The sequence below is a fragment of the Deferrisoma palaeochoriense genome (assembly GCF_054656955.1).
Genome location: NZ_BAAHXI010000002.1, coordinates 109,243 through 122,155 on the forward strand (window position 1 = coordinate 109,243; position 12,913 = coordinate 122,155).

Genomic DNA, 12,913 nt, shown 5'->3' on the forward strand with positions numbered 1-12,913 from the left:
CTTAGAGAGGGTGTCGTGTTGCCGGAAAGCGCGCCAACTCCGGGGAGAGACTTGTTTGGTTTTGGGACAACTCGGTTTGATTTTTATGCAACCACTGTTTGTCCTCAGCCCGGTGCGCAGCAACCTACCCTTCCGAGCCGCCCGTGTCAACCCCTTTCCACGCCACGGCGCCAACCGAAATTCCGGGGGCAGTATTGACACGGGCGTATCCCAACTGCTAGGTTTCGCTCCGTCCTGATTTCATCCGCCGTTTTGTGCCGGGCTGAGTCAAAACATTGCAATCCCAACGGAGGGCGCAATGCTCCGCCTGCCCCCGATCCCCGTACACCGCCCCTCCACGGTCGCCGAGGCCGTGGACCTCCTCGTGAACCATCCCGGGGCACGTCCCCTGGCGGGCGGCACCGATCTCCTCGTGGCCCTGAAACTCGGGCACCATCGGGAAGCCTCTCTCGTGAGCCTGGCGGGTTTGGGACTCGGCGGCATCGACACCTCGGACGGGGCCCTCGCCCTGGGGGCGGGCACGTCCCTCTGGGAGCTCGCCCGGACCCCCCTTCCCCCGGGGTTACGGGCGCTGGGGGAGGCGGCCCGCCTCGTGGCCGCCCCGCCGATCCAGAGCCGGGCCACAGTCGGGGGGAACCTCTGTCTCGACACCCGCTGCTGGTTCTTCAACCAGTCCGCCTTCTGGCGAAGCGGCCGGCCCGCGTGCTTCAAGGCGGGCGGCGACCGATGCCATGTGGTGCCCGGCGGGGACCGGTGCCACGCGGTTCACCAGGCCGACCTGGCGCCGGTGCTCCTCGCCTGTGGCGCCGAGGCCCGGATTCATGGCCCCGCCGGGGAACGCTGGATGGACCTGGAGGATCTGTACTCCGGCGACGGGCAGCACCCGCTCACCCTCTCGGCCGGAGAACTCGTCACCGAGGTGCGGGTCCCCCTGCCGGAGGGCGGAGCGGTCGCCTACGAAAAGCTACGGATGCGCGCCGCGCTCGATTTCGCCGCAGCGGCGGCGGCCGTGTACCTGGAGCGCCGGGACGGCACCTGCACCCGGGCCCGGGTGGTGCTCGGAGGGCTGGGGAGCCGCCCCGTGCGGGTTCCGGAGGCCGAAGCGGCCCTTACGGGTTCCGCGCTGGGGGAGGACGCATTGCAGGCCGCGGCGGAGGCGGTGCGGGCGGCGGCCCGACCGGTCAAGAATACCGATCTCACGCCCGCGTACCGGCGGCGCATGGCCGGCGTGCTCGCGCGGCGGGCGGCCCAGCGGGCCTGGGCCCGCGCGGCCGAGGAGGAAACGAGGTGAGTGCCCAAGGCTCCCCGACGATCCCCAAGAAAGTCGTGGTGGAACTTTCGGTGAACGGGGCCCGCCACGAGGTGCTCGTGGAACCCCGGACCACCCTGCTCGAGGTGCTCCGGGAGCACCTGGGCCTTACGGGGGCCAAGGAGGGGTGTGGCCTGGGCGCCTGCGGCACCTGCACCGTGCTCCTGGACGGCCGGCCGGTGCGGTCGTGCCTGACGCTCGCGGTGGAGGCCGAGGGCGCGGAGATCCTGACCATCGAGGGCCTGGCCGACACCTGGCCCGACCGCCGCCCCGAGGAACTCCACCCGATCCAGGAGGCCTTCGTGGAGGCCCATGGCATCCAGTGCGGGTTTTGCACCCCCGGGATGATCCTGGCGGCCAAGGCCCTTCTCGACGAGGAACCCCGGCCCGACGAGGCCCGCATCCGCGAGGCCCTGGGCGGCCAGGTGTGCCGCTGCACCGGGTACGCCAAGATCGTGGACGCCGTGAAACTGGCCGCCCAGAGGCTTTCGGGTGAGGAGGTGGCGAAGTGACGCGCTACATCGGCCAGAGCTTGCCGCGCCGGGACGCCCGGCTCAAGGCCACGGGCGAGGCCAAGTACACGGCCGACCTGGCCCTGCCCTTCATGCTCCACGCGGCGGTGCTCCGCAGTCCTTACCCCCACGCCCGGATCGTCCGGCTCGACACCACCAAGGCCGAGCGGCTGCCGGGCGTCAGGGCCGTGATCACGGCCCGGGACACCTCGGGGGTGAAGTGGGGGGTGTTCCGGTACACGAAGGACCAGGAGTTTCTGGCCCGGGACAAGGTGCGCTACGTGGGCGAGGAGGTGGCCGCCGTGGCCGCCGAGACCGAGGACCTGGCCCGGGAGGCCCTCTCCCTCATCGAGGTGGAGTACGAGATCCTGCCGGCGGTGTTCGACCCCCTGAGCGCCATCGCCGACGGTGCCCCCCGCATCCACGACCACGCCGAGCGCAACATCAACATCCACGTCCCCATCCACGTGGGCGACGTGGACCGGGCCCTCCAGGAGTGCGATTACGTCCACACGGAGCGCACGGTCTCGGAGGAAGAGAGCTACTTCATGACCGAGCCCTACGCCGTGCTGGCCCACTGCGACCGGCAGGGCACGGTGGAGGTCTGGATGCCCAACGCGAGCCCCCACACCAAAGCCAAGGGGCTTGCGAACGCGCTTGAACTTCCGGTGTCCAAGGTTCACGTGCGCCACGTGTTTGTTGGTGGCGCCTTCGGCGGCCGGAGCGACATGTTCCCCGGGGAGTACATCGCGGCCCGGCTCTCCCAGATGACCCAGCGGCCGGTGAAGCTCGTGTACACCCGGGAGGAGAACTCGATCGCGATCCGCCAGGGCCACTCCATGGTGGTGGAGAGCACCTTCGGGTTCAAAAAGGACGGCACGCTCTACGCGGCGGACGTCACGGCCTACATGGACGGCGGGGCCTACTCGTCCACCGGCCCCATCGCCACGAGCGTGCCGTTTTTGTGCTTCGAGCAGACCTACCGGGTGCCCAACGTGCGGTACAACGGGTACCGGGTGTACACCAACAAACCCATCCGGGGCATGATCCGCACCCACGGCCGGGCCTGGGCGTGCAACGTGGACATGCAGCTCGACCTGGCGGCCCAGGCCCTGGGCCTCGACCCCGTGGAGATCCGCCGGCGAAACGCCGTGCGCACCGGCGACACCACCCCGACCCAGAGCAAGATCTTCAAGATGGACAGCCTGGCCACCATCGAGGCCGTAGCCGAGGCGAGCCGGTTCCGGGAAAAGTGGGGCAAGCTCCCCAAATGGCGGGGCATCGGCATCGGCTGCGTGAGCGTGATGAGCGGATTTCCCATGGGGATCCGGGGCGGATCGGCCGCCATGGTCAAGTTCGACGAGGACGCCGGGGTCACGGTGATCTCCGGGGTCGTGGACAACGGCCAGGGCAACGAAAACGTGGTCGTGCAGATCGCGGCCGAGGCCCTTGGGGTCGCGCCCGACGCGATCCAACTCGTCGCCTCCGACACCCAGGTGACCCCCATCGACCAGGGGGCCTACTCCCAGGCCACCACCCTGTGCAGCGGCAACGCCGTGCGGCTCGCCTGCGAGGACGCGAAGCGGCAGATCTTCGAGATCGCCGCCGAGATGCTCGAAGCCGCGGCCGAGGACCTGGAACTGGTGGACGGCAAGGTGTTCGTCCGGGGCTCCCCCTCCCGGGCCGTTCCCCTTCGCACCGTGATCCGAAGCGGGCTCCTCAAGGGGAAAAACGTGATCGGCCACGGAAGCTGGGGCCCCAACGTGGACCAGACCCGCGAATGGATCAAGAACCCCAAGGGACAGCTCGCGGCCGCCTTCAGCTACGGCAGCGCCGTGGTGGAGGTGGAGGTGGACCCGGAGACCGGCTTCGTGAAGGTGCTCGACACCTGGGTCGCCCACGACTGCGGCCGGGCCATCAACCCCAAGGAGGTGGAGGGCCAGATGGAGGGCGGCCTTGCCATGGGCGGCCACGGCGGCATCCTGCTGGAGGCCTGCAAATGGCACGAGGGCGCGAACCTGAACCCGGAGTTTTTGGGGTACAAGGTGCCGCTGGCGCCCGACATGCCGCCGATCCACCCCTTCATCGTGGAGTCCGAGGACCCCTTCGGCCCGTTCGGGGCCAAGGAGGGGGGCCTTTCCATCTCCATGTGCACGGCCCAGGCGTACTCCAACGCCATCGCCAACGCCATCGGCACCCACATCCGGGAGTTCCCCCACACCCCGGACCGGGTGCTCGCGGCGATCGACAGGGTGCGGAAAGGAGAACGAGGTGAAAGCCAAGGCCATTGACCACATCTGCTTCGCGGTCCGGAACCTCGACGAGGCCGTGGCCCGGTACCGGGACGTGCTGGGGCTCGAGCCCGACGGGGTGTACACGGCCGAGTCCGAGAAGATCCGGGTGGCCCGGTACTACCTGGGGGATGTGGCCCTGGAACTCATGGAGCCCACCGAGCCCGACAGCGACGTGGGCCGGTTCCTCGAGAAGCGGGGCGAGGGGTTCTTCCTGATCTCGTTCCGGGTGGACGACGTGGAGGAAGGCCTGCGGGAGCTCGAGGAGAAGGGGTATCCGCTGATCGACAAGAGGCCCCGGGAACTCATGGGGAACCGCTACGCTTTCATCCTGCCACCCCAGAAGATGCACGGCACCCTGGTGGAGATCCTGGACGGGGAGTTCGGGTATGACAAGTAGGGGTCGGCGGTCTCCCGTCGCCGGTCGACGGTCCTGGCCGCCCAGCGGCCCAGCCGCCTAGCCGCCCGCCGGAACACCGAGCATGTTCTCTTCCGTCGCGTCCATCGTGGAACGCCTGGCCGCCGAGCAGTACGTGGCCGACGAGGCCCTGGCCACGATCCTGTACCTGAGCCAGGCCCTGGGGAAGCCCCTCTTCCTCGAGGGGGAGCCCGGGGTCGGCAAGACCCGGCTCGCGGTGGTGCTGGCCCGGGCGCTCGACACGCCGCTCATTCGGCTCCAGTGCTACGAGGGGCTCGACGCGTCCACCGCGCTCTACGAGTGGAACTATCCGCGCCAGATCCTGGAGATCAAACTCCAGGAGGCCTGCGGCGACCGATCGGAGCTCTCGCGCACGATCTTCAGCGAGGAGTTCCTGATCCAGCGGCCGATCCTCCAGGCCCTGCGCCACCCGGGCCCGCGGCCGGCCGTGCTCCTGATCGATGAGCTCGACCGGGCCGACGAGGAGTTCGAGGCCTTCCTCCTGGAGGTGCTCGACGAGTTCCAGGTCACCATCCCGGAACTCGGGACGATCCGGGCGGTGCAAAAACCCCTGGTGATCCTGACCTCCAACCGCACCCGGGAGGTCCACGACGCGCTGAAACGCCGGTGCCTGTACCACTGGATCGACTACCCGGATTTCGAGAAGGAATACGCCATCGTCAAGGCCCATCTCCCCGACATCGAGGATCAGCTCGCGGCCCAGGTGTGCCGGTTCGTGGAGCGAATCCGGACCGAGGAGTTCCTGAAGCGGCCCGGCATCGCCGAGACCCTGGACTGGGCCGCTGCCCTGATCGCCCTGAACCGCCACAGCCTGGACGAGGAGGTGGTGGAGGCGACCCTGGGGTGCATCTTCAAGAACCACCAGGACATCCTGCTGTTTCGCAACGCGGTCTGGGGCGACCACGAAAAGCGCGCCGAGTACCTGCGCCAGGTGAAGGCGGCGATGTGTTAGGAACGCTAGAAGGCTAGAAAGCTAGAAGGCTGGGAGGCTAGGAAACCCGGAGGCTTCGAGAGGGTGCGGGGCCTGGCCGCCAAGCCGCCCAGCCGCCTAGCTGCCTAGCCGCCTCGGCTGTTGTTTCCGACGTTTGGGTTCGTGGATCATTGGGAGGAGACGAGGAATGGGCCACCCACCGACCTGACGCGATGACCGAACTCTCCCCTTCCCTTCCCCGCACCGGCATGGCGGGCCACGTGCTGGCCTTCAGCCGGCTGTGCAAGCGTGCGGGGCTCCCGGCCCACCCGGCCGCCGCGGTGGACGCCTGCCGGGCCGTGGGGCTCGTGGGCGTGGAGGACCCGCGGCCCGTGTACTGGGCCCTGCGGTCGCTCCTGACCTCGTCCCCCGACCACATCCCCGTTTTCGACCGTCTGTTTCACGCGTACTGGGAGTCGGGCTCCCCCCCTTCGGAGGGCGAGCCCCCTCCCCCGTCCGTGGTGCCCACGGCCGTCCCCGGCCGTGGGGAAGCCGGGGAGGAGGGCCCGGACCTTCCCCCTTCCGAGGCGACCGGCGGGGCGTCGGAACGAGACCTTCTGCTACGCAAAGACCTCCGCCATCTCACCCCCGAGGAGGAACCCCAACTCCGCGCCGCGTTCCTGGCCCTTCTCGGGAAGCTCTCCAGCCGACCGGGGCGGCGGTTTCGGCCGGCCTTCCGCGGCCGGGCCATCGAGTTCCGCCGGGTGTTTCGCCAGAGCCTCCGCTACGGCGGGGAGATCGTGCGGCTCACCCGCCGGGAGCCCCGACTGCGGCGCCGGAACCTGGTGCTTCTGGGCGACGTGTCGGGCTCCATGGACGTGTACAACCGGTTCTTCCTGCTCCTGGCCCACGGGCTCGCCCGGCGCGATCGGGGCGTGCGGGTGTTCGGGTTCTCCACCCGGCTCTTCGATCTGGCCGATCCCCTGCGCGACCGCGACGCCGGCCGGGCCGTGGCCCGGGTGGCCGAACTCTCGCGGGGTTGGTCCGGGGGCACCCTGATCGGGAAGTGCCTCGCGGAACTCAACCGCGTGCTCGACGCCACCGGGCCCCGGCGGGGCCTCGTGGTGGTGGTGTTCTCCGACGGCTGGGACCGGGGGGATCCGGACCTCCTGCGGCGCGAGATGGCCCGGCTGCGGGCGAAGGCCTGGCGGATCCTCTGGCTCAACCCCCTGAAGGGCGACCCCGACTACCAGCCCCTGTGCCGGGGCATGGCCACGGCGCTCCCGTTCGTCGACGCGTTCTACCCCGCCCACACGGCCGAGAGCCTGGTGCGGGTGGCCCACGAACTCCAGCGGCTTCGTTGACCCTCACCCCAGGAAAGGAGGAAGGAGCATGTCGCAGATCAAGTACACCCTCCCCGAGTCCGAAATCCCCCGGCAGTGGTACAACATCGCGGCGGACATGCCGAACCCCATGAAGCCGCCCCTGCATCCCGGCACCGGCCAGCCGGTGGGGCCCGACGACCTGGCCCCGCTCTTTCCCATGGCCCTGATCGAGCAGGAGGTGAGCACCCAGCGCTGGATCGACATTCCGGAAGAGGTGCTCCAGATCCTGCGGCTGTGGCGGCCCACCCCGCTCTACCGGGCCCGCCGGCTCGAGGAGGCCCTGGGGACCCCGGCCAAGATCTACTACAAGTACGAGGGGGTAAGCCCGGCCGGGAGCCACAAGCCCAACACCAGCGTGGCCCAGGCGTACTACAACAAGAAGGAGGGCGTGAAGCGGATCGCCACCGAGACCGGCGCCGGCCAGTGGGGCAGCGCCCTGTCTCTGGCCTGCAACTTCTTCGGGCTGGAGGCCAAGGTCTACATGGTGAAGATCTCCTACGAGCAGAAGCCCTACCGCCGGGTGCTCATGGAGACCTGGGGCGCCAGCGTGACCCCGAGTCCCTCGAACGAGACCGAGGCCGGCCGCAAAATCCTGGCCGAGGACCCCGACAGCACCGGGTCCCTGGGCATCGCGATCTCCGAGGCGGTGGAGGACGCGGCGAGCCGGGAGGACACCAAGTACGCCTTGGGCTCGGTGCTCAACCACGTGCTCCTGCACCAGACCGTGGTGGGGCTCGAGGCCAAGAAGCAGATGGAACTCGCCGGCGACTACCCCGACGTGATCCTCGGGTGCTGCGGCGGCGGGTCCAACTTCGCCGGGCTCACCTTCCCGTTCCTCTACGACAAGATCCACGGCCGCGAAATCGACGTGATCGGGTGTGAGCCCACGGCCTGCCCCACCATGACCAAGGGTCACTTCCACTACGACTTCGGCGACACCGTGGGCATGACCCCGCTTCTGCCCATGCACACCCTGGGGCACACCTTCGTGCCGCCGGGCATCCACGCCGGCGGGCTCCGGTACCACGGCATGGCCCCGCTGGTGAGCCAACTCCTTTTGGACAACCTGATCCGGGCCGAGGCGTTCCACCAGGTGGAGTGCTTCGACGCGGCAGTGATGTTCGCCCGCTGCGAGGGCATCGTGCCGGCGCCCGAGTCGAGTCACGCCATTCGGGGCGCCATCAACGAGGCCCTGAAGGCCAAGGAGGAGGGCAAGGAGAAGACGATCCTGTTCCTCCTCTCGGGCCACGGGCATTTCGACATGTCGGCCTACGACGCCTACTTCCAGAAGAAGCTCGAGGAATACCAGCTCCCCGACGAGGAGCTCCAGAAGGCCTGGGAGGCCATCAAGTCGTTCCCGTCGCCCAAGGCGGCGTAGCCAACCGGCGCCGGGCCGGTGCCGCGAGAGCCCCGCGGCACCGGCCCGCTTTGTCGCCTAGGGGGACGCGACGGGTCCAGCCGTCCGGGCCTCCCCCCTTGCCCTCACGCCTTTCCCACGGAGTCCCCATGCACGCGACCGAGTACCGGTTCCTTCTGGGCAACGAGGCGATCGCCCGGGGCATCGTGGAGGCGGGCTGCCAGTTCGCCACCTCGTACCCGGGAACCCCGAGCTCCGAGATCCTGCCGGCCGTGGTCCGGTTCAAGGAGGAGATGGGGCTCGACCTCTACGCGGAGTGGTCCACCAACGAGAAGGTGGCCCTGGAGACCGCGCTGGCCGCCGCGTACACCGGCAAGCGCACCATGGTGGCCATGAAGCAGGTGGGGCTCAACGTGGCGGCCGACCCGGCCCTTTCGGCCGCGTACATCGGGGTCAAAGGGGGGCTCGTGATCGTGGTGGCCGACGATCCCGGCCCCCACAGCTCCCAGACCGAGCAGGACACCCGGCTGTTCGCCCGGTTCGCCAAACTCCCGGTGCTCGACCCCTCCGATGCCCAGGAGGCCAAGGATCTGTGCGCCCGGGCCTTCGAGCTTTCGGAGCGCCACGAGATCCCTGTGATCCTCCGGCCGACGCTGCGGATCTGCCACTCGAGCCAGCGGATCGCCTGCGGCCCGGTGGAGGGGCCGCGCCGCCGGGCCCGGTTTGAGAAGAACCCCCGGCGGTGGGCTGCGACCCCGCGGGCCCGGTTCGAACTCCACCGGTTGCTGAACGAGAAGCTCGACGCCATCGCTCGGGAGGTGGTTTCCTGGCCGGAGAACCGGCTCGGCCTGCCACCCGGCCGACATCCCCTGGCCATCGTGGCGAGCGGCATCGCCTACGGCTACGTGATGGACCTCTTGGAGCAACTCGGGGTCGCCGACCGGATCCCGGTCGTCAAGCTCGCGGTGGCCCACCCCCTGCCCGCGGGGGTCGCCGAAACCCTGGCCGGGGGCTGTGACCGGGTGCTCGTGGTCGAGGAACCCGACGCCGCCGTGGAGACCCTCCTCCGGGCGAACGTGGAGGTTTGGGGCCGGCTCACCGGCCACGTGCCCCGCCAGGGGGAACTCACCCCCGAGCGGCTGGTGGGGGTTCTCCGCACGGCGCTGGCGCAGGCCGGGTACGAGGTTCCGCCCGAGAGGGCGGACGGCCCCGGGCCGGCCGCCGGACTCCCCATCCGGCGTCCCACGCTGTGCCCGGGCTGCGGCCACCGGGCCGCCTTCTGGGGCATCCGCCGGGCGTTTCCCCGGGGGCTCTTCCCCGGGGACATCGGCTGCTACACCCTGGGCCTCAATCTCGGCGCGGTGGACACGGTGCACTGCATGGGGGCCTCGGTCTCCATGGCGGCCGGCTTCTACCACGCCCACACCCAGGACGGGGAGCCGCCCCCCATCGTGGCCACCATCGGCGACAGCACCTTCTACCATTCCGGCGCCGCCGCCCTCGAAAACGCGGTGTACAACGGGGCCCGGTTCGTCCTCGTGGTCCTCGACAACGAGATCACCGGCATGACCGGCATGCAGCCCACGCCCGAGTTCGGGACCACGGCCGACGGCCACCCCGGCCGGGCGATTTCGCTGGAGGGCCTGATCCGGGGCTGCGGGGTGGAGTACATCGACCACGCGGACCCCTTCGACGCGGAAGGATTCCAGCGCAAACTGTTCCGGGCCTGGGATCACGCCCGGAATCCCGAGGGGGGCGTGGCCGCCCTGGTGGTCCGGTACCCCTGCGTGACCCGGTTCGGGGCGACGCTACCGGGCCGGCCCCGGATCCCGGTGGAGGTGGTCCACGGTCCCCTGCCCCGGGACGCCGAGGGGAACTGGAAGGCCGCCTGGCGCCCCCGCCACCAGGACAAGGTGAGCCCCTGCGTGGAGGCGTGCCCGGCCGGAAACGACGTGGAGCGGCTCGTCGCCCTGGCCGCGGACGGCCGGTGGGACGAGGCGGCGGCGATGCTGCTGCGGGAGCATCCCTTTCCCGCCACCCTGGGGCGGGTGTGTCCCCAGTTTTGCGAAGCCGCCTGTAACCGGGGCCAGCACGACGGCGCCGTGCGGGTCCACGCCATCGAGCGGGCGGCCGGCGACGCGGGGGCCGACACGACCCCCGAACCCCCGTCCGTCGAGCCCTCCGGACGGCGCGTGGCCGTAGTGGGAGCGGGCCCCGCCGGCCTCACCGCGGCCTACCACCTGGCCCGATGGGGCCACGAGGTGGAGGTGCTGGAGTCCCGCCCCGAGCCCGGGGGCATGCTCCGGTGGGCCATTCCCGAATACCGCCTTCCCAAAGACGTGGTGCGGGCCGAGATCGAACGGGTCGCGGGGCTCGGCGTGCGGATCCGCACCGGGATCCGGGTCGGCGAGGACCTGCCCTGGGCCGAACTCCAGGGCTACGACGCGGTCCTCCTGGCCACCGGGGCCGGGCGGGAGCGCCGCCTGGGGATCCCGGGCGAGGACCGGGAGGGGGTGTGGTCCGGGCTCTCGTTCCTGGCGGCGGTCAAGGAGGGGGAGGCGCCCGCGGTCGGACGCCGGGTGGCGGTGATCGGGGGCGGAAACACCGCCATCGACGCCGCCCGGTCGGCCCGGCGGCTCGGGGCTGAGGTCACCGTGTACTACCGGCGGGCACCCGAGCGGATGCGGGCGATTCCCGAGGAGGTGGAGGCCGCCCGGGCCGAAGGGATCTTCTTCCGGTTTCACGCGGCGCCCGAGGCCATCTCGCCGGGCCGGAGCCGGCCCCTCTCGGTGCGGTTCCGGAACACCCGGGCCGATGCGGAGCGGCCCTTCGGGCTCTCGCCCCAGGCCGAGGGACAGCCGGCCGAGTTCTGGGCCGAGGTGGATGCGGTGATCGTGGCGGTGGGGATGGAGCCGGCGCTGCCCGAGGGCGCCCCGCCGGACCTCGCGCCGGACCCCTGGGGTCGCACCGGGGTTCCGGGGCTCTACGTGGCCGGCGACGCCCGCCCCGGGGCCGAGGGCACCGTGGCCCACGCCGTGAACGCCGGCAAACGGGCGGCCCTGGCGATCCACGCCGACCTTCTGTGCGAGCCCTTGGACGGAAAGACCCTGCGGGTGGCCCGGGGGCCGGGGGTGAGCGTGGAGGCCTGGGCGGACCCCGCCGGCCCGAGGGCCGGCCGCGCCCAGGCGGTTCCGCCGTTGCGGATGATCCAACGGCGGTATTTCGCCGACGCCCCCCCGGCGCGGATGCGCCGGCTCCCGCCCGACGAGGCGATCTGGGGGTTCGCCGAGGTGGACCGGGGCCTTCCGGCCGAGCGGGCCGCCCGGGAGGCCCGGGAGCGGTGCTTTCACTGCGGGGTCTGCACCCGGTGCGACCGGTGCCTGGAGGCCTGCCCCTTCGGGGCGATCTCCCGGGATGGCGACGCCTACCGGGTGGACGAGGCGAAATGCACCCTGTGCCGGCTGTGCCAGGTGGAGTGCCCCCGGGGCGCGATCACCATGCCCCGCACGGAGTCGTGCGTGGGATGCGGCTACTGCACCACCTGGTTCGAGTGCCCCGCCCTGGTGCGGGGGCCCGACGGCCGGGCCCGGGTGGACGAGCAACTGTGCGTGGAGTGCGGCCTGTGCGTGCAGGTCTGCCCCCAGGGGGCGATCCGGCCCAAGGCGCCGGAGGCGGCCTCCCCTATCGAATGAGCCACCCGCCCCCGCACCAGGGGTAGTCCTCCGGCGTTTCGGCGAGCCCGGCATCTACGGGCCAGCGGGCGAGGTCCGCGGCGGGATCGGGATCCCCTGGGGAGACCGGTTCCCCCACGGGGCCCGGGGCCCACAGGGGCTCCCGGTTCTCGGCCTTGAACGCCTCATCGGCCCGGCGCCGGGCCTCCGCCAGGAGTTCGGGGAGGGTGTCGGGCCCCTCCGCCACAAACCCGAACCGGTCGTCCAGGAACGCCCAGGCCCGCACCCCTCCCCCGGGGCCGAGCGCCTCCTCCAGGCGTCGCAGTACGGCCCGCATCACCTTGAGGTTGGCGAAAAAGGGCTTCCCCTCGGCGGTGCGCCAGACGCCCCGCACCACCATCACAGCGAACTCCGTCCTTCCAGGGCCCGGCCCAGGGTGAGGGCGTCGATGTACTCCAGGTCGCCCCCCAGGGGCACGCCCCGGGCGATCCGGGTCACCTTGACCCCCAGGGGGTCGAGGAGCTTCTTCAGGTAGAGCGCCGTGGCCTCCCCCTCCACGTGGGGGTTCGTCGCCACGATGACCTCCTCCACCTCCCCCCCGCGGACCCGGTCCACGAGCTCCCGGACCCGCAGGTCCTCCGGCCCCACCCCCTCCATGGGCGACAGATGCCCCCCCAGGACGTGGTACAGCCCGAAGTAGCTCCGGGTGCGCTCGATCGCGAGGAGCGCCGCCTGGTCCTCCACCACGCACACCACCCGACGGTCGCGGCGCGGGGAACTACAGATCGCGCAGGGATCGGCGTCGGTCACCTGGAAACACACGGAACACGGCCGGATCTTCTCCCGCAGGTCCACCAGGGCGCGGGCCAGCGCCTCCACATCGGCCTTCGGCGCCTTGAGGAGGTGGAGCACGAACCGCGTGGCGGTCTTCTCCCCGACCCCCGGGAGTTTCTGGAGTTCCCTCAACACCCGTTCGATGGGCGGCGCGAACATGAGTCCCTTTCACCTCGTCTCATACCAATTTGCGTTCAAACAGACA

At 70.7% G+C, this 12,913-nt stretch carries 10 protein-coding genes; 8 read left to right on the forward strand and 2 right to left on the reverse strand.

What is annotated here, in order from left to right:
* Positions 1-298: 298 nt before the first annotated feature.
* The 8 genes from ACYQ8L_RS01365 to ACYQ8L_RS01400 all read left to right on the forward strand — a co-directional run bounded on the left by ACYQ8L_RS01365 (position 299) and on the right by ACYQ8L_RS01400 (position 11,895).
* Positions 299-1,291, forward strand: a complete 993-nt coding sequence (locus tag ACYQ8L_RS01365; RefSeq protein WP_459939961.1) for an FAD binding domain-containing protein — start codon at positions 299-301, stop codon at positions 1,289-1,291.
* Complete coding sequence (locus tag ACYQ8L_RS01370) at positions 1,288-1,821, forward strand: (2Fe-2S)-binding protein (protein ID WP_459939962.1); 534 nt, start codon at positions 1,288-1,290, stop codon at positions 1,819-1,821. The genes ACYQ8L_RS01365 and ACYQ8L_RS01370 overlap by 4 nt, the downstream gene beginning before the upstream one ends.
* The gene (locus ACYQ8L_RS01375) at positions 1,818-4,112 is read left to right on the forward strand and encodes a xanthine dehydrogenase family protein molybdopterin-binding subunit (RefSeq protein ID WP_459939963.1); all 2,295 of its coding nucleotides are present in this window, start codon (positions 1,818-1,820) and stop codon (positions 4,110-4,112) included. The genes ACYQ8L_RS01370 and ACYQ8L_RS01375 overlap by 4 nt, the downstream gene beginning before the upstream one ends.
* Entirely contained in the window at positions 4,093-4,512 is a 420-nt protein-coding gene (locus ACYQ8L_RS01380; protein WP_459939964.1) for a VOC family protein, read from the forward strand. Before ACYQ8L_RS01375 ends, ACYQ8L_RS01380 begins: the two co-directional genes overlap by 20 nt.
* 82 nt (positions 4,513-4,594) lie before the next feature.
* Positions 4,595-5,503, forward strand: a complete 909-nt coding sequence (locus tag ACYQ8L_RS01385) for an AAA family ATPase (protein ID WP_459939965.1) — start codon at positions 4,595-4,597, stop codon at positions 5,501-5,503.
* Between the two features lie 191 nt (positions 5,504-5,694).
* Complete coding sequence (locus ACYQ8L_RS01390) at positions 5,695-6,825, forward strand: vWA domain-containing protein (protein WP_459939966.1); 1,131 nt, start codon at positions 5,695-5,697, stop codon at positions 6,823-6,825.
* A 28-nt stretch (positions 6,826-6,853) separates the two neighbouring features.
* Positions 6,854-8,224, forward strand: a complete 1,371-nt coding sequence (locus ACYQ8L_RS01395; protein ID WP_459939967.1) for a TrpB-like pyridoxal phosphate-dependent enzyme — start codon at positions 6,854-6,856, stop codon at positions 8,222-8,224.
* Between the two features lie 128 nt (positions 8,225-8,352).
* The gene (locus ACYQ8L_RS01400) at positions 8,353-11,895 is read left to right on the forward strand and encodes an FAD-dependent oxidoreductase (protein WP_459939968.1); all 3,543 of its coding nucleotides are present in this window, start codon (positions 8,353-8,355) and stop codon (positions 11,893-11,895) included.
* Here ACYQ8L_RS01400 and ACYQ8L_RS01405 read toward each other — a convergent pair.
* Positions 11,885-12,274 (reverse strand): DUF4132 domain-containing protein, encoded by a 390-nt coding sequence (locus tag ACYQ8L_RS01405; RefSeq protein WP_459939969.1) that lies wholly within the window; start codon positions 12,272-12,274, stop codon positions 11,885-11,887. The two genes, ACYQ8L_RS01400 and ACYQ8L_RS01405, sit on opposite strands and share 11 nt — an antisense overlap.
* On the reverse strand, positions 12,274-12,867 hold the full coding sequence (gene recR, locus ACYQ8L_RS01410; RefSeq protein WP_459939970.1) for a recombination mediator RecR: 594 nt from the start codon (positions 12,865-12,867) through the stop codon (positions 12,274-12,276). Before recR ends, ACYQ8L_RS01405 begins: the two co-directional genes overlap by 1 nt.
* Between the last annotated feature and the right edge of the window lie 46 nt (positions 12,868-12,913).